The sequence below is a fragment of the Allobosea sp. LjRoot90 genome (assembly GCF_964254315.1).
Taxonomy (GTDB): Bacteria; Pseudomonadota; Alphaproteobacteria; order Rhizobiales; family Beijerinckiaceae; genus Allobosea.
The window spans coordinates 711,136-732,406 of the sequence record NZ_CAXUTF020000001.1 but is presented as its reverse complement, the minus strand read 5'-3'; the positions used below and the strand labels follow the sequence as shown (position 1 = coordinate 732,406).

18 protein-coding genes are annotated in these 21,271 nt (G+C 66.5%); 7 read left to right on the top strand and 11 right to left on the bottom strand.

Annotation, left to right across the window (positions count from 1 at the left end):
• Positions 1–8 precede the first annotated feature (8 nt).
• From trpC to lexA, 4 genes are all read left to right on the top strand, one after another.
• Entirely contained in the window at positions 9–821 is an 813-nt protein-coding gene (trpC, locus tag ACSQ3M_RS03520; protein WP_436148680.1) for an indole-3-glycerol phosphate synthase TrpC, read from the top strand.
• Entirely contained in the window at positions 818–1,306 is a 489-nt protein-coding gene (gene moaC / locus ACSQ3M_RS03515; protein WP_436148679.1) for a cyclic pyranopterin monophosphate synthase MoaC, read from the top strand. Before trpC ends, moaC begins: the two co-directional genes overlap by 4 nt.
• Positions 1,303–2,514: a molybdopterin molybdotransferase MoeA gene (locus tag ACSQ3M_RS03510; RefSeq protein WP_436148678.1), complete on the top strand. Its 1,212-nt coding sequence runs from the start codon at positions 1,303–1,305 to the stop codon at positions 2,512–2,514. The genes moaC and ACSQ3M_RS03510 overlap by 4 nt, the downstream gene beginning before the upstream one ends.
• Before the next feature lie 103 nt (positions 2,515–2,617).
• A complete protein-coding gene (lexA, locus tag ACSQ3M_RS03505; protein WP_436148677.1) occupies positions 2,618–3,349 on the top strand; it encodes a transcriptional repressor LexA in 732 nt (243 codons plus the stop codon).
• Here lexA and ACSQ3M_RS03500 read toward each other — a convergent pair.
• Positions 3,343–5,604, bottom strand: coding sequence for a ComEC/Rec2 family competence protein (locus ACSQ3M_RS03500; protein WP_436148676.1), 2,262 nt, complete (start codon positions 5,602–5,604; stop codon positions 3,343–3,345). The genes lexA and ACSQ3M_RS03500 overlap by 7 nt on opposite strands.
• A gap of 170 nt (positions 5,605–5,774) precedes the next feature.
• Between ACSQ3M_RS03500 and gltX the strand changes: the two genes are divergently transcribed.
• The 3 genes from gltX to ACSQ3M_RS03485 all read left to right on the top strand — a co-directional run bounded on the left by gltX (position 5,775) and on the right by ACSQ3M_RS03485 (position 9,890).
• A complete protein-coding gene (gltX, locus tag ACSQ3M_RS03495; protein WP_436148675.1) occupies positions 5,775–7,193 on the top strand; it encodes a glutamate--tRNA ligase in 1,419 nt (472 codons plus the stop codon).
• A 269-nt stretch (positions 7,194–7,462) separates the two neighbouring features.
• The gene (gene gltA, locus ACSQ3M_RS03490) at positions 7,463–8,752 is read left to right on the top strand and encodes a citrate synthase (RefSeq protein WP_436148674.1); all 1,290 of its coding nucleotides are present in this window, start codon (positions 7,463–7,465) and stop codon (positions 8,750–8,752) included.
• A 142-nt stretch (positions 8,753–8,894) separates the two neighbouring features.
• Complete coding sequence (locus ACSQ3M_RS03485; RefSeq protein ID WP_436148673.1) at positions 8,895–9,890, top strand: Bug family tripartite tricarboxylate transporter substrate binding protein; 996 nt, start codon at positions 8,895–8,897, stop codon at positions 9,888–9,890.
• Between the two features lie 8 nt (positions 9,891–9,898).
• Here the strand turns inward: ACSQ3M_RS03485 and lpxB are convergent, their stop codons facing one another.
• The 10 genes from lpxB to ACSQ3M_RS03435 form a co-directional block, all read right to left on the bottom strand.
• A complete protein-coding gene (gene lpxB / locus ACSQ3M_RS03480; protein WP_436148672.1) occupies positions 9,899–11,074 on the bottom strand; it encodes a lipid-A-disaccharide synthase in 1,176 nt (391 codons plus the stop codon).
• Positions 11,071–11,940, bottom strand: a complete 870-nt coding sequence (locus tag ACSQ3M_RS03475; protein ID WP_436148671.1) for an LpxI family protein — start codon at positions 11,938–11,940, stop codon at positions 11,071–11,073. The genes lpxB and ACSQ3M_RS03475 overlap by 4 nt, the downstream gene beginning before the upstream one ends.
• Positions 11,937–12,746, bottom strand: coding sequence for an acyl-ACP--UDP-N-acetylglucosamine O-acyltransferase (gene lpxA / locus ACSQ3M_RS03470; protein WP_436148670.1), 810 nt, complete (start codon positions 12,744–12,746; stop codon positions 11,937–11,939). The genes ACSQ3M_RS03475 and lpxA overlap by 4 nt, the downstream gene beginning before the upstream one ends.
• A 52-nt stretch (positions 12,747–12,798) precedes the next feature.
• Positions 12,799–13,257 (bottom strand): 3-hydroxyacyl-ACP dehydratase FabZ, encoded by a 459-nt coding sequence (fabZ, locus tag ACSQ3M_RS03465; RefSeq protein WP_436148669.1) that lies wholly within the window; start codon positions 13,255–13,257, stop codon positions 12,799–12,801.
• An 88-nt stretch (positions 13,258–13,345) separates the two neighbouring features.
• Positions 13,346–14,410 (bottom strand): UDP-3-O-(3-hydroxymyristoyl)glucosamine N-acyltransferase, encoded by a 1,065-nt coding sequence (gene lpxD / locus ACSQ3M_RS03460; protein ID WP_436148668.1) that lies wholly within the window; start codon positions 14,408–14,410, stop codon positions 13,346–13,348.
• A gap of 36 nt (positions 14,411–14,446) precedes the next feature.
• Entirely contained in the window at positions 14,447–16,906 is a 2,460-nt protein-coding gene (gene bamA / locus ACSQ3M_RS03455) for an outer membrane protein assembly factor BamA (protein ID WP_436148667.1), read from the bottom strand.
• 376 nt (positions 16,907–17,282) lie between these two features.
• Positions 17,283–18,431 (bottom strand): RIP metalloprotease RseP, encoded by a 1,149-nt coding sequence (gene rseP, locus ACSQ3M_RS03450; protein WP_436148666.1) that lies wholly within the window; start codon positions 18,429–18,431, stop codon positions 17,283–17,285.
• A 22-nt stretch (positions 18,432–18,453) separates the two neighbouring features.
• Positions 18,454–19,632, bottom strand: coding sequence for a 1-deoxy-D-xylulose-5-phosphate reductoisomerase (gene dxr, locus ACSQ3M_RS03445; RefSeq protein ID WP_436148665.1), 1,179 nt, complete (start codon positions 19,630–19,632; stop codon positions 18,454–18,456).
• Between the two features lie 7 nt (positions 19,633–19,639).
• Positions 19,640–20,458, bottom strand: coding sequence for a phosphatidate cytidylyltransferase (locus ACSQ3M_RS03440; protein WP_436148664.1), 819 nt, complete (start codon positions 20,456–20,458; stop codon positions 19,640–19,642).
• On the bottom strand, positions 20,455–21,216 hold the full coding sequence (locus ACSQ3M_RS03435; protein ID WP_436148663.1) for an isoprenyl transferase: 762 nt from the start codon (positions 21,214–21,216) through the stop codon (positions 20,455–20,457). The genes ACSQ3M_RS03440 and ACSQ3M_RS03435 overlap by 4 nt, the downstream gene beginning before the upstream one ends.
• Positions 21,217–21,271 lie beyond the last annotated feature (55 nt).

Here is a 21,271-nt window from a genome sequence, read left to right as displayed (position 1 = left end):
GCTGCCCCATGCCCGACATCCTGAAGCGGATCGAGGCCTATAAGCGCGAGGAGATCGCCGCAGCGCGCGCCGCGGTGCCGCAAGCCGAGATCGAGAAGCGTGCTGCGGCGATGCCGGCGCCGCGCGATTTCATCGGTGCGCTCGAGGCCAAGCACCGCGCCGGCGGCCCGGCCCTGATCGCCGAGATCAAGAAGGCCTCCCCGTCCAAAGGGCTGATCCGCGCCGATTTCGACCCGCCGGCGCTGGCCAAGGCCTATGCCGCCGGCGGCGCGGCCTGCCTTTCGGTCCTGACCGACACGCCCTCGTTCCAGGGCCAGCCGAAAGACCTTGCGCAGGCGCGCGCCGCCTCCGGCCTGCCCGGCCTGCGCAAGGATTTCATGTTCGAGCCCTATCAGGTCTTCGAAGCCCGCAGCTGGGGCGCCGACTGCATCCTGATCATTATGGCATCGCTCGACGATGCCGCGGCGCGGGAGCTCACCGCCACGGCGAAGGCGCTCGGCATGGCCGCGCTCGCCGAGGTCCATGACGAGGCCGAGCTGGAGCGCGCATTGAAGCTCGACACCAGGCTGGTCGGCATCAACAATCGCGACCTGCGCAGCTTCGAGCTCAATCTCGCCGTCACCGAGCGGTTGGCGCCGCGCGTGCCGAAGGACCGCCTGCTCGTCGGCGAGAGCGGCATCTTCAGCCATGCCGACATCGCCCGCCTGCAGGCCTGCGGCGTCAACACCTTCCTGGTCGGCGAAAGCCTGATGCGCCAGGCGGACGTCGCGGCTGCAACGCGACAGCTGCTGACTGGCAAGACCACCGAGGCGGCGGCGTGAGCCGGCTCACTCATCTCGACCAGAAGGGCGCGGCCCATATGGTCGATGTCGGCGACAAGGCCGAGACCGTCCGCATCGCGGTCGCCGAAGGCCATGTGGTGATGCAGCCTGAGACGCTGGCGATTGTCCGTGACGGCGAAGCCAAGAAGGGCGACGTGCTCGGCACCGCCCGCCTCGCCGGCATCATGGCGGCCAAACGCGCCCATGAGCTGATCCCGCTCTGCCACCCGCTGCTGCTGACCAAGATCGCGGTGGATCTTGCGATCGACGAGGCGCTGCCTGGCGTGCGCGTTCGCGCCGAGGTCAAGCTCACCGGCAAGACCGGCGTCGAGATGGAGGCGCTCACCGCCGTCAGCGTCGCCTGCCTCACCGTCTACGACATGGTGAAGGCGGTCGACCGCGCCATGCATATCGAAGGCATCAAGCTCGTGCATAAATCCGGCGGCAAGTCCGGAACCTATGAGCTCGCAGGGCAATCGGCATGAGCCTCACTCCCGTTCCCGTCGCGCTCAGGGCGCTGCTCGACAGCGTACCCGGCCCGACGCCTGCCGAGACACTGCCGCTGGCGCAATGTGCTGGCCGCGTGTTGGCAGAAGATGTCGCCGCGCTGCGGACCCAGCCCCCTTTCGCCAATTCGGCCATGGACGGCTATGCCGTGCGCGCCCAAGACTTGGCGCGGGGCGCACAGCTTCGCGTCATTGGCGAGTCCGCTGCTGGCCGCGGCTTCTCTGGGAGAATTTCCCTCGGTGAGACGGTGCGGATCTTTACGGGAGCACCGTTGCCCGAGGGCGCTGACACGATCCTCATTCAGGAGCATGCCGAAGACGTCGGCAGTCCGGTCATCCGGGTCGTCAAACCTACAGATCTCGGCCAGTTCGTGCGCCTGGCGGGGCTCGACTTCAGGGCCGGCGAAGTCTTGCTGAAAGCTGGCCGCCGGCTCGACAGCGCTGCACTTGGCCTCGCCGCGGCAGCGGGCCATCCGACGCTCGCCGTCCGCCGCAAGCCCTTGGTCGCGATCCTCGCGACCGGCGACGAGCTCGTCCTGCCGGGCGAGCCGGTCGGCCCCGACCAGATCGTCGCCTCCAACAGCTTTTCACTCGCCGCTTTGGTCGAGCAGGCCGGCGGCACGGCGCTCGACCTCGGTATCGCCCGCGACAACCACCCCGATCTCGCTGGCAAGATCGAGGCGGCGCGCGAGGCTGGAGCCGACGTCCTGATCACGCTCGGCGGCGCCTCGGTCGGCGAGCATGATCTCGTCCAGGCCGCGCTGAAGGCGCAAGGCATGGAGCTCGGCTTCTGGAAGATCGCGATGCGCCCAGGCAAACCTATGATGATGGGTCGCCTCGACGCCATGGTCGCGCTCGGCCTGCCGGGCAATCCCGTTTCCTCGATCGTCTGCGGGCATCTCTTTGCCATCCCGCTGGTCGAAGCTCTGCTCGGCATCGATGATCCCGAACGCGACCGCAGCGAGCCCGCCATCCTTGTCATCGATCTACCTGCCAATGACGAGCGCCAGGATTATCTGCGCGCCACCCTCGAAATCGTCGATGGCAAGCGTCGCGTGCGGCCCTTCGCCAAGCAGGATTCATCGATGCTGGCGAACTTGTCGCGCGCCGAGGCGCTGGTGATCCGCCCGGTCTTCGCCGAGGCCGCCAAGGCGGGCGATCCCTGCCGCATCATCCGGCTGCGCTGACGGCCTCGCGTAACGACAAGGCGCGCCTTGCGGAACACAAAGCGAACAGCTATGGTGTTCGTGCTTTGTTTCGATTCTAGCCCGAGAGGCGAGCGGCGCGACCATGCTGACACGCAAACAGTTCGAACTGCTTCGCTTCATCCATGAGCGCCTACGCGAATCCGGCGTACCGCCCTCCTTCGACGAAATGAAGGACGCGCTCGATCTGCGCTCGAAATCCGGCATCCACCGACTGATCATGGCGCTTGAGGAACGCGGCTTCATTCGCCGGCTTCCGAACCGGGCGCGGGCGCTCGAAGTCATCAAGATGCCGGACGGCATCGGCGGTCAGCAGGCGCAGCGCGGCCGCTTCAGCCCCTCTATCGTCCAGGGTGGACTCGGCCAGACCCCGCCAGCGCCGGCAGCCACCTTGGCGAAGCCGCGCCCCGCAGGCGCCGAGGAGAACGGGCGCGCCACCGTTTCCATCCCCGTCATGGGCCGAATCGCCGCCGGCACGCCGATCTCGGCGATCCAAGACCGCAGTCATAGCGTGTCCATGCCCGCCGACATGCTTGGCAGCGGCGAGCATTACGCGCTCGAGGTTCGCGGCGATTCGATGATCGAGGCCGGCATCCTCGACGGCGACACTGTCGTGATCCGCAAGCAAGACAGCGCCAATACCGGCGACATCATCGTCGCCCTGATCGACGACGAGGAAGCGACGCTGAAGCGGCTGCGCAAGCGCGGCTCCTCGATCGCGCTCGAAGCCGCCAATCCCGCCTATGAGACGCGCGTTCTCGGGCCCGACCGGGTCAAGATCCAGGGCCGTCTCGTCAACCTGATGCGACGTTACTGAAGCATCTCCGCATCCTGTGCCGGCTCCGCAGCCGCGGGTGTCGGTGCAGGAGCGGGGTCAGGCGCCGGCCGCGTTTCCGGCCGTGCACGCGTCCACGGACGCAGGCGCGCCGCCTCATCGGCCGTATAGGCGCGCCAGCCGCCGCGGGCCGCATGATAGGCGGTCGCGCCATCGCGGATGAGTGCGCTGCGGTCGATCAACCGGGCAGCGCAAGGCGCGCTCCAATAAAGCGACGTCACCACGAGATCGGCGCGCTGGCAGTCCTCGACCAGGGCGATGCGGTCGCGCGTATAGGCGACGCTGCGGCCATCCGGCAGGCGGATGATGCAGCCACGGACATCGCAGGCGGCGCCCTCGCGCAGGGCCGCATCGTCGGGCGAACGCGAATCGCCGTCGGCATGCAGCCATTGCGTCAGCACGAAGCGGCTCGGCTTGCCGGCGAGCACCATCTTCCCTTCTCGTCCACGCACCAGCACGCCCGAGCCGTCGCGCTCGATCAGGATGTCCGGTCGCGACGGATGCGAAGCCAGCGCCAGCCCACCGACCAGCGGCAGCGCGGCGAGGAAGCGCAGCGCCGTCGTCCACAGCGTCAGCCAGAGCAAGGACAACGAGAAGCACATTAGGGCGAGCGAACCGAAGGCGGGCAGCACGACGGTCGAGCGGTCGATACCGGCGACCCAGTGAGCCAGCTTCAGCACGAGACCGGAAGCCCAGCCCATCAGCGCCCAGGCCGGCCAGTCGAGCCCGAACGGATAGGCGAGCACGCCGAAGACGGCGGCCGGCATCACGATCAGCGAGACGAAGGGCAGCGCTAGCGCATTGCCGAGCAGTCCGAACGGGTTGAAGGTCTGGAAATGGTAGACGCCATAGGGCGCCGTTGCCGCGGTCGCGACCATGGTCGTGGTCACGATACCGACGGCTGAGAGCCAGAGCGGGCGCAGCGGCCAGGGCCATGATGCGGCTGCGGCGTCGGGCGGGCGTTCCTGCCAGCGTTCGGCAAAGGCGATCAAAGCCGCGACCGCCCCGAACGACATCTGGAAGCTCGGGCCGAGCACGGCCTCGGGCTCGCGCAACAGCACGATGATCGCGGCGAGTGCGAGATTGCGCATGGAGAGCGCCGGCCGGTCGACCAGGATCGCCCCCAGCATCACCAGCGTCATGATCAGCGAGCGCACGGTCGCGACCTCGGCGCCGGAGAAAATGCAATAACCGGTGGCGCCGAGCATGGCTGCGAGCGCCGCAAGCTTCTTCACCGGCCAGTAGAGCGCCGCCGTCTGCGACAGCGCGAGCAGCGCCCGCGCCAGCCAGAAGATCGTGCCGGCGGCGAGCACCATGTGCAGGCCGGAGATCGAGACGATGTGGTAGATGCCGGCGGCGCGCAGGTCGTTGTTGGTTGCTTCGCTGATCAGCCCACGCTTGCCGGTGACGAGCGCCGCCGCCATCGCCCCCGCCTGTCCGCCCCCGCTCGTCGCAATGCGCTCGGTCAGCGCGTTGCGAGCCTGGTCGATCGCGACCGCCAAAGCGAGCCGGCGCGGCATCTCGATCGGCGCCGGCGCGAGCGTGATCTTGCCGGCGATGCTGCCGACGGCGCCGATGCCTTGGAAGAAGGCGTCGCGGGCGAAATCGTAGCCGCCAGGGCGTGCCGGTCCCGGCGGCGGCAACAGGCGCGCCGTCGCGCTGATATGGTCGCCCGGCTTCAACGTGGTCACCGGCGTGGTGACGCGCACCCGTCGCGGCCTCTGTCCAAGCTCGATGCCCGGCAGGTCCGTGACTTGCACGACGATCCGTACGCCCTTGTCGCGTTGCTCCAGCGCCTCGACGAAGCCGGTGAGCTTGCCGACATGATTGCGGGCGAGCGCAGGTGCGGCGATGCCGGCAGTGCGCCAGGCTGCCGCTGCGAAGCCGGCGAAGACGGCCGCAGCCGCGATGCAGACCGCCATGACGGCGCGCCGGCGGCGCGTCAGCCAACCGGCGAGCGCACACAGCGCCAGCCCGGCCAGGGGCGCGGCCAGGCCCGGCTCGCGATCGGCCAGGAAGTAGAGCAGCACGCCGGCGCCCATGCAGACCGGAAGCCAGTTGAAGAGACGTCGCCGTTCGACCTCGGTTTCGAGGGCTTGGCGAAACCGACGACCCCATTCGGGGAGCGGCAAGGCTGTTGGCCATGACAGGCCACCGACGCGTCGCAGGCGCGCCGGCAGAGCCAGCACGCCGACACGTCCCCTGCTACGGCGCTCTTCTGGCCCGTAGGAGAGCATCCGTCCCCCCATCGCCACCGCGCGAATGGTGTGCCTGTCCCCACAGGAGGCTCTTAACGGCGGCTGGCAAGCCATGTTACAGCGGCGGCGCCGGATGTCAGCCCCGGCCGAGGCCCGCATAGCAACCTGCCCTCGCCTCACGCTTACCCGTTCCGCCGGAGCCCCCCTTCATGAGTGACACGGTCGTCACGCGCTTCGCGCCGTCGCCAACCGGATTCCTGCACATTGGCGGTGCCCGCACCGCGCTGTTCAACTGGCTCTATGCCCGGCGCCAGGGCGGCAAGATGCTGCTGCGCATCGAGGACACCGACCGCGAACGTTCGACCGAGGGTGCGATCGCCGCGATCCTCGACGGCCTCGCCTGGCTCGGCCTCGATTGGGACGGGCAGACCGTCTACCAGTTCCAGCGCGCCGCTCGCCATCGCGAGATCGCCGAGCAGATGCTCGCGACCGGTAAGGCGTACTATTGCTACGCGACGCCGCAGGAGCTCGAGGAGATGCGCGAGCGCGCGCGCGCCGAGGGCAAGCCGCTACGCTATGACGGGCGCTGGCGCGACCGCGATCCGGCAACGGCGCCAGAAGGCGTCAAGCCGGTGATCCGGCTGCGTGCCGAGCAGACCGGCGAGACGGTGGTCGAGGACGAGGTCCAAGGCCGTGTCGTCTGGCAGAACGAGAATCTCGACGATCTCGTGCTGCTGCGGTCCGACGGCAACCCGACCTATATGCTCGCCGTCGTCGTCGACGATCACGATATGGGCATCACTCACATCATCCGCGGCGACGACCACCTGACCAATGCCGCGCGCCAGACGCAGATCTACCAGGCGCTCGGCTGGTCCGTGCCGAGCATGTCGCACATCCCGCTGATTCACGGCGCGGATGGCGCCAAGCTGTCGAAGCGCCATGGCGCACTCGGCATCGATGCCTATCGTTCGATGGGATATTTGCCGATCGCGCTGCGCAACTATCTGCTGCGCCTTGGCTGGAGCCATGGCGACCAGGAGATCTTCTCTCCCGAAGAGATGATCGCGCTGTTCAATCTCTCCTCGATCGGCCGCTCGCCGGCGCGCTTCGACTACGCCAAGCTCGAGAGCCTCAACGGCCTCTATATGCGCCAGTCGGAGGATCATGAGTTGATGACGGCACTGAAGGCGATCTGGTCGGAGATCGGCCCGCCACGCGGCATCGGCACCGAGCCGACCCCGGAGCTCGAAGCCAAGCTGATGGCCGCCATGCCGGGCCTGAAGGATCGCGCCAAGACGCTGATCGAGCTGATCGACAGCGCCTCCTATCTCTACGCGAAACGCCCGCTGGCGCTCGAGCCGAAGGCAGCCGCTCTGCTCGACGACGCCGCGCGCCTGCGCATGCCGAAACTTGCGGAGAAACTCTCGGCCATTGTCGACTGGGCTCCGCCGCCGCTGGAGAGCGCGATCCGCGACTTCGCCGAGGAGAGCGGCGTCAAGCTCGGCCAGGTGGCGCAGCCATTGCGGGCGGCACTGACCGGCAAGACTACCTCGCCCGGCCTGTTCGACGTCATGGCTGTGCTAGGCCGTGACGAGGTCTTGGCGCGCCTCGCCGACGCCGCCTGAAGGCCGGCAGAAAGGCTAATGACCGCTCGGTTGAACGCCTCGCGGAATTGGTCTAGCAACGCCCTGCGGACCGGCTGCTCGCGCTGCCGGCCCGGCACAAAAAATGCTTCAGAATCAGTCTGATGAACTCTTCCCGCCTGCCCGCCCCCGACATTCCCGTCATGGAGCCGTCATCGTGGGACGTTCGGATGACGCCGGAACGCGACAAGCAGCCGGCGTTTCCGTCCGCCGGGGCATGACTGAAGAACGAGCCTGAAAGGATCGGATCCATGAGCGGAACTACCAGTCAGTTGACTGTCGAGGGCAAGGCCGTCGACATGCCGATCAAAACAGGTTCGATCGGGCCTTCGGTCATCGACATCGCCAAGCTCTACGGCCAGACCGGGATGTTCACCTACGATCCCGGCTTCACCTCGACGGCGAGCTGCGAGTCGCAGATCACCTATATCGACGGCGACGAGGGCGTCCTGCTCTATCGCGGCTTCCCGATCGAGCAACTCGCCGAGCACGGCGACTTCCTCGAGACCTGCTATCTCCTGCTTTACGGCGAACTACCGACCGCTGCGCAGAAGGCGGATTTCGACTATCGCGTCACGCGCCACACCATGGTGCACGAGCAGATGGCCCGCTTCTTCCAGGGCTTCCGCCGCGATGCGCACCCGATGGCTGTTATGGTGGCCTCGGTCGGCGCCATGTCGGCCTTTTATCACGACTCGACCGACATTTCCGATCCGCAGCAGCGCATGATCGCCTCGATGCGGATGATCGCGAAGATGCCGACACTGGCGGCGATGGCCTACAAGTACACGATCGGCCAGCCCTTCGTGTATCCGCTCAACTCGCTCGACTACACCTCGAACTTCCTGCGCATGTGCTTTGCCGTGCCGGCCGAGGAGTACAAGGTCAATCCGGTGCTTTCGCGCGCGATGGACCGCATCTTCATCCTGCACGCCGATCATGAGCAGAATGCCTCGACCTCGACGGTCAGGCTCGCCGGCTCGTCCGGCGCCAACCCCTTCGCCTGCATCGCCGCCGGTGTTGCCTGCCTGTGGGGTCCGGCGCATGGCGGTGCCAATGAGGCGGCGCTGAAGATGCTCGAGGAGATCGGCAGCGTCGACAACATCCCGAAATACGTCGCCAAGGCCAAGGACAAGAACGATCCATTCCGCCTGATGGGCTTCGGTCACCGGGTCTACAAGAACTACGATCCGCGCGCCAAGATCATGCAGAAGACCACGCATGAAGTTCTGGCCGAACTCGGCGTCAAGGACGATCCGCTGCTCGACGTCGCCATGGAGCTCGAGCGCATCGCCCTCCACGACGAATACTTCATCGAGAAGAAGCTCTATCCGAACATCGACTTCTATTCGGGCATCACGTTGAAGGCGATGGGCTTCCCGACCTCGATGTTCACGGTGCTGTTCGCACTTGCGCGCACCGTCGGCTGGATCGCGCAGTGGAAGGAGATGATCGAGGATCCGTCCCAGCGCATCGGCCGTCCGCGCCAGCTCTATACCGGCGCGCCAAAGCGCGACTACACGCCGATCGGTCGCCGCTGAACGGCTCGAAACTGATGCAGGCAAGGCCGCGACGGAACCCCGTCGCGGCCTTTATTGTTTCAACTTATTGATGCATCTGACGCAGATGACGGTTGCGTCTGGTACGTTACAGTCGCCGACCCACCAGAGAGGTTCATCGCTCATGTCGACAACCGAAGGTCTCAGCCGCCGCGGATTTCTCGCCGGCGCGTCCGCCCTGCCCTTCGTGGGCGCGGCCGGTTCCGTTTCTGCTCAGGCACCGTTTCCGACGCGGCCGATCTCGCTGATCGTGCCCTTCGCCGCCGGCGGCTCGACCGATATCGTCGCGCGCCTCGTCGGCCAGAAGATGGGCGAACTGCTCGGCCAGTCCTTCGTGATCGACAACCGCGCCGGCGCCGGCGGCAATATCGGCTCGACGGCGGTCGCCCGTGCCACACCCGATGGCTATACGATTCTGATGGGCACGATCGCGACCCACGCGCTCAATCCGGCCATCCTGAAGACCGTGACCTTCGACGCCGTCAAGGACTTCACGCCGATCTCGCTGCTCGCCGTCGTGCCTAACGTCATGGTCGTGCATCCGAGTTTTCCGGCGAAGACCGTGCCGGAGGTGATCAAACTGCTGAAGGACAACCCCGGCAAGTATTCCTACGCCTCTTCCGGCGTCGGCACGCCGCTGCATCTCTCCGGCGAGCTGTTCAAGTCGCTCGGCGGCGTCAGCATGAACCACGTGCCCTATCGCGGCGCCGGTCCGGCCCTGAACGACGTCGTTTCCGGCGCCGTGCCGATCATGTTCGACAACCTGCCCTCCTCGGCCCAGTTCATCCGCAGCGGCCAGTTGCGCGCCATCGGTGTCACCACCAAGGAACGCGTCGCCTCCTTCCCGGATCTGCCGACCATCGCCGAGGGCGGGCTTGCCGGCTACGAGACCTATACCTGGAACGCGCTGTTCGGCCCGGCCAACCTGCCGCGCCCGATCGTCGACAAGCTCAACGCGACCGCCAATGCGGCCGTGAAAGACGCGCATGTGAAACAGCGCCTGGAGGATATCAGCGCCGTCATCGTCGGCTCGACACCGGAAGCACTCGGCGAGCACGTCAAGGCCGAGCTGGCGAAATGGGCCCCCATCGCCAAGGCGTCCGGCGCAGTCGTTGAATAAGTGATCGGTTAGCCGCCTGTCGGCTCCCGAACGAGGGCGAGCGCCGCACTGACGGCGTTCGCTGCCGGCCTCGGGCCGGCACTGCGCATGTTCTGCTCGATCGTTGCGAAGCCGTCGAGCTGGCGCTGGCGCGCGGGCCCTTCGGTTACTGCCGCGAGCAGCGCCTCGGCGAGGGCCTGAGGCGAGGCTCCGTCCTGGATGAATTCCGGCACGACGCTTTCGCCGATGATCAGGTTCGGCAGGATTACGGTCGGCAGTTTGATCAGGCGCCGCGCCAGAACGGCCTCCCAGCCGGCACCGCGATAGGCTGCGACCGTCGGCACCTGCGCCAAAGCGAGTTCGAGCGTCACGGTTCCCGAGGCGGCCAGCGCCGCTCGGGCCTGCCGGAATGCCGCCAGCTTCGCGGGCTCGCCAGTGACGATCTCCGGCTTGATACGCCAGCCGGCGCTGAGCGCGCCGATCTCCTCGGCCAGACGTGGCACGGCGGGGAGGACGAAGCGGGCCTGCGGCAGCCGCTCGGCGACCAGCGCGATCGCCTCGCCGAAGGGCGGCATCAGATGCCGGATCTCGGAACGTCGGCTACCAGGCAGGATCAGGATCGTCGGCGCCGCCACATCATCACGCTGCGCAGCTTCATCCGGACCGGGTCTGTAAGCCGCCAGCCGCTCGATCAACGGATGGCCGACATAGACGGTCTCCGGCCCGCCGAGGCGCGTCAACGCAGCCGGCTCGAAAGGCAGCAGCGCCAGAATCCGGTCGACATGCGGGCGCATGCGCTTTGCCCGCCCCTGGCGCCAGGCCCAGACGCTCGGGCAGACCCAGTGCGCGATCGGCACGGCGGGTTCCAGCCGCCTCACCTTCTTGGCGACGCGCAGGTTGAAATCAGGCGAGTCGATGGTGAGCATCAGGTCGGGCTTGAAGGCAGCGGCAGCGCGCGCCGCATCCGAGATCCGGCGCAAAAGCAACGGCAGGCGCGCTACCACCGGACCAAAGCCCATCACGGCGATGTCCTCCTGCGGGAAGATGCTGTGCAGGCCCTCCGCGATCAGAGCCTCGCCACCGACCCCCGAGAGCTCGAGCGACCGCTCGCCCAGCACCTCGCGCAGCCGCGCCACGAAGCGCGCGCCAAGCGCATCGCCTGATGCTTCGCCGGCAACGAGGAAGAGTTTGAATGGGCGGGTCACGCCACGCCCTCGATGAACAGGCCCGACGCGTCCGCGAGCGCCGCCAGTCGATCCCGGTCACCGATCATAACGCTGCCGGCCTTGATCGCGATGCCGGCGAGACCGGCCGCCGCCACGCGCGCCACCGTGTCCGGGCCGATCGCCGGCATGTCGACCCGCAGGTCCTGCCCGAGCTTCGGCGCCTTGAGGAGGACGCCGTCGCCCTTCCCGGGCTTGAGGCGCCCGGACTGGACGAGTCCGGCGACGCGCTCGATCATGGCGTCGGTGCCCTCGGCCGCCTCGACGGCGACGACGCGATGGTCGGCGATGATCGCTGCCTGTCCGATATCGAAGGGCGAGAGCGCCGAGAGCAGATTGAAACCGGTCGCGATCGCCTCGCGCGCGATCGGCGACGGCTTGTGGCGTCCGAGCGTCCCAACAGGAGCAACGAGATCGGGCGCAACATCGGCCGGTCCAAGCACGCGCAGCCCCTGGCCCTCGAAAAAGGTGACGACACCGCGCAAAAGGTGATCGTCGCCGCCCTGAAAAGCGCGGGCAAAATGCGGCAGGTATTTCAGCGTCGACAGTTCCGGCGCGAGCGCACCGAAGCTCGGCCGCGGCAGGGCACCGACCATGACGATCTCGCCGATCTCGCGGCGCTTGATCTCGTCGAGGAAGCGCCCGAGCTGACCCAGGCGATACTCCCTGGCGTCGTAGGCGGCGTAGTCGGCTGGATCGCCCGCGCCGGAAAGCACTGCGATATAGACGCTCATGCCCTGCGCTGCAGCCGCACTCGCGACCCGCAGCGGATATTCGCCACGGCCGGCCAGGACGGCGATGCGCCGGCCCTGCGGCCGGCCAGTTGCGTCGGCCGGCCCTGTACTCACCGCTCGGGCGCGTTCACGTCGCGCGGCACGCAGATGCCCCGGTCGCCGCCGGCACGGATGAAGTCGAGAATCTCGTGGATCAGCGGATGCTCGGCGAACTCGCCGGCGACATCCTCGACCCGCTCGGAGAGCGTGCCCTCATCGGCGAACAGCAGGCGGTAGGCGCGGCGCAACTCGTGGATCTGCTCACGCGAGAAGCCGCGCCGCTTGAGACCGACGAGGTTGAGTCCGGCGAGATGGGCGGGGTTGTCGCGCACCATTCCGAACGGAATGACGTCGAGCAGGACGCCGGCGCCGCCGCCAATGAAGGCGTGATCGCCGATCCGGACGAATTGCTGCAGGCCGGTGCCGCCGCTGACGATGACGAAATCGCCGACGGTCACGTGGCCGGCGCACATCACGTTGTTCGAGAAGATGACATTGTTACCGATGACGCTGTCATGGCCGACATGCGAATTGGCCAGGAACAGGCAGCGATCGCCGACGACGGTCTTCATGCCGCCGCCCTCGGTGCCCGGATTCATCGTCACGCCTTCGCGGATCACGCAATCGGCGCCGATCGTTAGTATCGAAAGTTCGCCCTTGTACTTCAGGTCCTGCGGCGGGTGGCCGATCGACGCGAAGGGGTAGATCTTGGTGCGCGGACCGATCGTAGTGCGGCCGGCGATAGCAACATGACTGATCAGCTCGACGCCGTCGCCAAGGACGACATCGGGACCGACCGTGCAAAACGGGCCGATCTGGACGCCTGCCCCCAGCTTGGCGGACGGGTCGATGATCGCCATCGGATGGATCGAAGTGCTCATGGCAGAATCCTGCAACTGATCAGCAACGGGAGCGTGCATCGCGATCTCCCGTTCACACGACCATCGCCGACAGCTCGGCCTCGGCGACGAGCACGCCGTCGACTTTGGCTTCACCGCGGTAGAACCAGATATTGCGCTTACGCGCCAGCTTGGTGAGGTGGAAGCGCAGCGTGTCGCCTGGGACGACCGGCTTGCGGAACTTTGCCTTGTCGATCGTGGTGAACAGCACGGTGGTGACCGCAAGCTCGTCACTGCCGCGCGCGCTGACGACGAGCACACCCGCTGTCTGCGCCATCGCTTCGATCATCAGCACACCAGGAAACACCGGCCGCCCCGGAAAGTGCCCGGTGAACTGCGGCTCGTTGAAGGTGACGTTCTTGATGCCGACGCCTGACGCGTCGCCATCGATCTCGACGACCTTGTCGACCAGCAGGAACGGGTAGCGATGCGGGATGCAGGCCATGATCTTCTGGATATCGGCCACGCCAAGCGCTTTCGTCGCATCCGTCATCGTATCTCGCCTCCTCGAACGCCTTGCGCCCCGCGCCAGCGCACGTCACCTGTCATGTAAAGCTGCTTTGCCGGAAGTCGGCGTGAGATCAAGCGTTTTCGCTACCGCCGGTCGTCTTGCCCCGCTTGGCGACGAGTTGCTTGAGCAACGCAATCTCGCGCGCCCAGCTCAGCGCGGGCTGCGCCGGTGAGCCACCATACCGCGCACCCCGTGGAACGTCACCGGTGACACCGCTCTGCGCCGCGATCTGCGCGCCCATGCCGATCGTCAGGTGCCCCGCCAGTCCGACCTGCCCGCCGAGCACGACGAAGTCCTCGAGCGTGGTGGAGCCGGCGATGCCGACCTGCGAGACGATGACGCAATGCCGTCCGATGACGCAGTTGTGCCCGATCTGCACGAGGTTATCGATCTTGGTGCCTTCGCCGATCACCGTGTCGCGGCTGGCGCCGCGGTCGATCGTGGTGTTGGCGCCGATCTCGACATCGTCCTGGATAATCACGCGGCCAACCTGGGGCACCTTCATGTGGCCCTTCGGCCCCATGGCAAAGCCGAACCCATCCTGGCCGATCCGCGCTCCCGGATGGATGATGACGCGATTGCCGATCAGCGCCGCCTGCAGCGTCGAGCCGGCTCCAACAGCACATTGCCGCCCGATCCGAACCTGCGGGCCGATCACGGCATGCGGGCCGATCACCGTGCCGGCACCGATCTCAGCGCCGGGCCCGATCACCGCGCCGGGATCGACCGTGACATCGGCTTCGAGCTTTGCCGTCGCATGCACGAAGGCGCCCGGCGCGACGCCGGCGGAGCCGAACATCGAACCCGGCCGCAACGCCTGCGGATGGAAGACCGAAAGCAGCTTGGCGAAGACATGATAAGGCGCCGGCGTGACCAGCGCCACGGTGCCGGCCGGCGCGCGCGCAGCAAAGCGCGGCGAGACGAAGCAGAGCCCGGCCGAGGTCGCAGCCAGCGCCGCGACATATTTCGGATTGTCCATATAGGCTGCATCGCTGCCGCCGGCGGTTTCGAGCGGCGCCACGCCCTCGATCCGGCGCTCCGGATCGACGCCGTCAGGCAAGGTGGCGCCCGACAAGGAAGCGACCTCGCTGAAGGACAGCGAGGTCGCGATCGGAAAGAAGCTGGGATCTGCCATAAGATGATCCGTTGCGGGGCGCGTGCGCCCCGCCGGTCAGAAGCGGGCGCCGCCCGAGAAGCGGAAGGCCTGCGTCCGGTCGCCGCCGAACTTGCCGGAGATGCCAGTACGCGGGTCGGTCCCCCACTGGCCGTCATCCTTCGACAGGGCATAAGCATAGTCGAAGCGGATCGGGCCAAGCGGCGACTGCCAGAGCAAGCTCACGCCGACAGACGAGCGAATGACGTTCTTGTCACGCACGCAAGCGATGTTGTTCTGAGCGAAAACGCCTCCGAGCTCAACGGTCGAAACGTTGAACTGTCGCGCCTCGCTGCCCGCAGGGCAGTTGACGCCTCCAACCTTGGTGCCGCCGTCATAGTTGAACAGTGTACCGGCGTCGGCGAAAACCGCACCCTTCAGGCCAAGATCGCGCGGCAGACCGAAGATCGGGAACTGCACTTCGAGCGAGCCGCCGAAATAGGTGGTGCCGCCAAGCGCGTTCGCAGTCGGATCGTTGCGCAGATCGCGCGGACCGATACCGGACGGCGCGAAACCGCGCACCAGTGTCGGGCCAAGGAAGTAGTGGTCGATCATACGCAGATCGTCGCCGGTCGACTGAACGTGACCGCCCTGGATACGGGCGATACCGACGAAGTCTTCGAGGAATTCGCGGTAATACCGAGCATCGGCGCTGACGCGAAGGAACTTCGAGTCGCCGCCGAGCCCCGCGAACTCCGGCTTGATCTCGGCGACAAAGCCATTGCGCGGGCTCTGGTAGCTGTCGAGCGAGTTGTAGTTGAAGTTCAGGCCGACCAGCGAGGTCAGCGTCGTCCCCTGTGCTTCCTTGACCGCGACCGTCGCCTCGCCGTTCGTCAAGCAGTTGAAGGCAGTGGTCGCAGTCGAAGCGCCCGGGGTGCCGGGGGTGATGCCGGCGAGCGGGAAGCTACAGTCATTATACGGCTTCGAGTAGCTGTTCGGAATCTTGATTTCGGTCGTATAGATCGAATAGCGCGGCGTGATCGAGAACTCCTCCGTGATCGGGAAGGAGAAACGAACCTGACCACCGGTCACGCGGCTCTCGAAATAGCCGATATTGGTGTTGTCGTTGAACTTCGAGAACAGGTCGAAGCCGGCCGCGATGCGGTGGCCGAGGAAGTAGGGCTCGGTGAACGAGAAGTCGATGCCCTGGGTACGCTGGCCCATCGTGCCGGCGATACGGACATACTGGCCGCGGCCGAGGAAGTTCGACTCCGACAGCGAGACCTCGCCGATGACCCCGTCCGAGGTCGAGTAGCCACCGGCGACCGAGAACGAACCGGTCGCCTTGTCCTCGACGTCGATGTTGACGACCACGCGGTCGGGTGCGCTGCCCGGCTCGTTGGTGATGCGGACCTTGTTGAAGAAGCCGAGATTGTTCAGACGACGCTCGGCGCGGTCGACGAAGACCTTGTTGTAGGCGTCGCCTTCACCGAGATCGAGCTCGCGGCGGACGACATAATCGCGGGTGCGGGTGTTGCCGCGCACATTGATGCGCTCGACATAGACCCGCGGGCCTTCCTCGACCACGTAGGTGATGCCGATCTGCTGGCCGGCCGCGTCGCGCTCGCCGCGCGGACGGACCTGCGCGAAAGCATAGCCGCGCTTGGCCACCTCGGTGGTCAGGGTAACCAGCGAGCGCTCGACCGCCTCGGCATTGTAGGTATCGCCGGCAGAGGTGTTGACCAGCGATTGCAAAGCAGCCGGATCGACGTCGCGCAGACGGGAATCAACCGAGACATTGCCGACCTTGTACTGCGGCCCTTCGTCAACGGTGACGTCGACGACCCAACCACCGGCCGCATCATCGAAGCGGGCATCGCTCGAGATGATCCGGAAGTCGGCATAGCCGTTCTTCAGGTAATAGCGGCGAACCAGCTCGAGATCGGAGTTGATCCGATCCGGATCGTAGACGTCGGAGGTCTTGATCCAGCTCAGGAAGTTCGACTCGGTCGAGCTCATCAGGCCGCGAAGGCGCGACGAGGAATAGGCACCGTTGCCGGCGAAATTGATCGACTTGATGCCGGTCTTGCCGCTCTCCACCACGGTGAAGACCACGTCCGAGCGGCCGTTCGGCAGCGGCTGGATACGGCCGCTGATCGTAGCCAGGCCGTAGCCGGCGCGGCGATAGACCTCTTTGAGGCGCTCGACGTCAGCGTCGATGAGCTGTTGGCTCAGCGGGCCGCGGGCCTTGGACTGGACTTGGCCGAGCAGGACATCGCCCTTCAGGCGGCGGTTGCCCTCGAAGGCAACGCGATTGATCGTATCGTTCTCCTGAACCGAGACGACGGTCTGCGCGCCGCGGCGGCTGACCTGAACGTTCGAAAACAGGCCGGTCGCCATGAGATTCTGGCGAATCTCCTGCGGGTTGCTTGAGCCCTGCCCTGTCACATAGGAGCGGATCGTCTCCGCATCGACACGGCGGTTGCCCTGGACAAGCACGGACTGCGCAAACACCACGCTGCCGCTGACGGCCACCATGATGGCCGCAAGTCCGACTGATCGAGAGAGCCGCATGTGCAAGGACCGGCTCTGAAGCGTCGACGTCATCGGGTCGCCTATTCCATTCTTTGGGTCGCCACCCCGAGAAAGGGGGACCCCGCTACGGGCGAGGCTCGGCGACATTGAAGACCAAACGCTTCTACAAAGTTTCCCGCGGGGTGCAAACCGCCATTGTCGTTAACAAAAGATTTTTGCGGGAGTCGTTGCTGGGAGGTCACGCGCACAGCCCGGAAAACCGAGCCATCCAATGAAAAAGGGCCATAAAAAGCCACAATCCATCAACGCAGACCGGCCTTGGAAATAAATATGTCAGCCCGGCGCAAGCTAGTTTGCAGCGGCAACAATAGCCGCGGCGTTAGAGCAGCGAACGGACATGGACGAGATCGTTCCAGGTCACGAAGAGCATCAGCATCAGGACCAGTCCCAAACCGAGTCGGAAGCCAATCTCCTGCGCTCGCTCGCTCAGTGGTTTTCCGCGCAGCGCCTCGATCGCATAGAACAGCAGATGGCCGCCATCGAGCATCGGTACCGGGAACAGATTCATCAGCCCGATCGAAACCGACAGCAGCGCCGCCAGATTGATCAGCGCCAGTAGACCGCCGCTGGAGGCGACCATGCCCGAGACCTGGGCGATGCGGATCGGCCCCGACAGCTGGTCGGTTGATTCCTTACCCTTGATCAGCTTGGCGATGTAATCATAGGTCCGCTCGACCACGAACCAGGTCTCGCTCATGCCGAGCAGCACGGATTCGCCCAGGCTGAAATGCTGGGTCGACCAGTCCTCGGGTTTTGCCGACGCCTGCACGCCGATGATCCCCAGCCTCTGCTTGCCGAGCGGCGACGAGGTTTCGACCAGATCAGGCGTCACCGAGAGGACGACCGAGGCGCCCCCGCGATCGACCGTCAAGGGCAGGGTCTCACCGGGGCGGATCGAGATCGCGCGCTGGAGATCGCTGAAGCTCTTGATCGCGCGCCCGTCGACCTCGCGGACCAGATCACCGGATTGCAGCCCGGCGCGCGCCGCCGCGCCGCCGACAGTGACGCTGTCGACGCGCGGAGCCAGGGTCGGCTTGCCCATGAAATAAGCGGTCGCACCGAAGATCAGGATGGCGAGCAGGAAGTTCGCGATCGGCCCTGCGGCCACGATCGCCGCTCGTTCGCCGATCGACTGGGCCGGGAAAGACCGCTCGCGTTCCTCGCGGCTCATGCCGGAGAGAGCACCGGTATCGGTCGAGCTCGCGGCGTCAAGATCTCCGGAGAACTTGACGTAGCCGCCGAGCGGAATCAGCGCGAAACGCCAGCGCGTGCCGTGCCGGTCGTTGAAGCCGAACAGCTCGCGGCCGAAACCGATCGAGAACGTCTTCACATCGACGCCGCACCAGCGCCCGACCAGGAAATGACCGAGCTCGTGCACGAACACGACAAGGGTGAGGACGAACAGGAACGGCAGCAGATAGCCCAGCAGGAAGCTGCCCGAGTGCCAGACCGATCCGACAATATCCATAAAACTCTCCCGACTTCAGTCACTAGGTGACAGCGAAGCCGCCCTCCGACAAGAGCGCGCGCGCCCGGATTCTCGCATCTTGGTCAACGGCGAGGGCTTCGGCGACGTCGGCGGGCGGCCGCGACACGGCCCCTGCCTGCGCGCAGACGGCCTCGACCAGCGCCGGAATTGCTGGAAAGGCGATTCGTCGGGCGAGGAAGGCCTCGACGGCAACCTCGTTGGCAGCGTTCAACACGGCCGGCGCCGCGCCGCCCTCCGCGAGGGCCGCCATAGCGAGGCCCAGCGCCGGGAAGCGGGCGAGATCGGGCCGCTCGAAGACCAGCGGCCCGGCGGCAACCAGATCGAGGAAACGGCTCGGCGGCGCATCGAGCCGGCCATCGACTCCGAGGCAGTGTGCAGCCGCCACGCGCATGTCCGGTACGGCCATGCCGGCGCTGACCGAGCCATCGCGGAAGGTGACGAGGCCGTGAACGATCTGCTGTGGATGGACCAGCACCTCCATCTGCTCGGCGCCGAGCCCGAACAGGAACGAGGCTTCGATCAGCTCGAGCCCCTTGTTCATCATGCTGGCCGAGTCGATCGTGATCTTGGCGCCCATCGCATAGTTCGGATGGGCCAGCGCCTGCTCGGGCGTCGCACTCGCGATGCGTTCGGCCGACCAGGTTCGGAATGGGCCGCCAGAAGCGGTCAACGTCATGGTGCGGACCGCCGAAATCGGCTCGGCTCCCAGCACCTGGAACAAGGCGTTATGCTCGGAATCGAGCGGCAGGATGCGGGTGCCGACCGCCCGCGCCCGTGCCATCACCGCAGCTCCGGCGCAGACCAGGCTCTCCTTGTTGGCGAGCGCGACGATACGGCCTGGCGTGAGCGCGGCGAAGGTCGCCTCCAGCCCGGCGGCGCCGGAGATGGCGCTAACCACGATGTCGCTGTCGCGCGCCACCGCTTCGAGCACCGCCTCCCGACCCGCGCCGTGGCGGATACCACTGCCGGCAAGCGCCGCAGCGAGCTCCGCGCCCTGCCCTTCGTCCGCGATCGCGGCGAAGCTTGCGCCTGTCTCGCGGGCGATCTGCGCCAGGCCGGCCGCATCCCGGCCGGCGACAACTGCAGCAATCTGCAGCCGTTCGGGGTTCTCGGCGATGACGGCGCGTGTCGAGCGGCCGATGGAGCCGGTGGCTCCCAGGATGATTACGGTGCGGCGCATAAGAAAATCAGTGTCCCAGCCGCGCCAGATAAAGCAGCGGCCCAACGAAGACCAGCACGGCCCAATAGCCGTCGAGCCGGTCGAGGAAGCCGCCATGGCCGGGAATCAGATGGCTCGAATCCTTGGCGCCGAAACGCCGCTTGATCGACGATTCGAACAGATCTCCGGCCTGGCTTGCAGCCGACGCCGCAAACGAAACGGCGAGCACCGGCCAGACGCCCGATGGCAGGCCTGGAAAGAAGAACGCCCAGACGGCGGTGCCGCACAGGGTTCCCGCTACCGCGCCACCGAGTGCGCCCGACCAGGTCTTCTTCGGGCTGACGCGTGGCATCAGCTTCGGCCCGCCCAGCGCACGGCCGGTGAAGTAGGCGGCAATATCGGTGAACCAGACCACCGCGAAGGTCCAGATGATCAGCGCGAGCCCGATCACGGGCATCTCGCGCAGCGCCGGTGTCACCAGCGCAAAGCTGAGCGCATAGGCGACGCCACAGGCTTCGAGCACGCGCTGATTGGTCGTCTGCGGCGTCACCACCGCGCCGATCATAGCGGCCAGCGCCGCGACACCCGCCAATGCCGGGCCGCTCAACGGCAGGAAGCCGAGCGCGAGTCCGGCGAGCCCGACGCCGATCCCGCCCGCGACGGCGTTCCTGCGGCTGACGATCGTGAGCCATTCATAAGCGACTAGGCCGGCGACGACCGTCCAGATCAGCCGGAAGGGCCAGCCTCCGAGCAGAGTGACGCCCAGGACGACCACAGCGAGCACCAGCGCCGAGACGATCCGCAGGCGAAGCTCGGATGCGCCCGTGCCGGCGCTCCCCTCATTCACGCGACCCCGACCTTCGCTTCGGCCGGCTGGCCGACGCCGCCATAGCGACGCTCACGGCGGGAGAATTCGGCCATTGCCTCCTCGAGCGCCTCGCGATCGAAATCCGGCCAGAGCACGGGCGTGAAGACGAACTCGGCATAGGCCGCCTGCCAGAGCAGGAAATTCGAGATGCGGCTCTCGCCGGAGGTACGGATCACCAGATCCGGATCCGGCAGCGAGGCGGTATCGAGACGCGATGCCAGCGTCTCTTCGTCAATCGCCTCGGGCATGAGCCGACCAGCCGCCACGTCCCGCGCGAGGTTGCGCGCCATGCGCGTGATCTCGTCGCGCGAGCCATAGTTGAAGGCGACGACCAGAGTCAGTCCGGTATTGCCCTGCGTCATCGTCTCGGCGCGTTCGACGAGCCCACGCAGGTCGGGCGCCAGATCCTCACGGCTGCCGATGATGCGTACGCGCACGCCGGCTTCGTTCAACTCGGCGAGATCGTTCTCGACGAAGCGGCGCAGCAGCCCGAGCAGGAAGGAGACCTCTGCCATCGGCCGGCTCCAGTTCTCGGTCGAGAACGAGTAGAGCGTCAGGATCTTGATACCGAGATCGCCGGCGTTGCGGACAGTGCGACGTAGCGCTTCCAGGCCGCGCCGGTGTCCCTCCTGGCGTGGAAGGCCACGCATCTGCGCCCAGCGGCCATTGCCATCCATGATGATCGCGACATGGATGGGTGCCGGATCAGGCGCTACCGGGCGCGGGCCATCTGACATCTAGAATGCCTCTTCAGGGCAAAAGCCCATGCGTCGATGATACATGCCGGCGCCG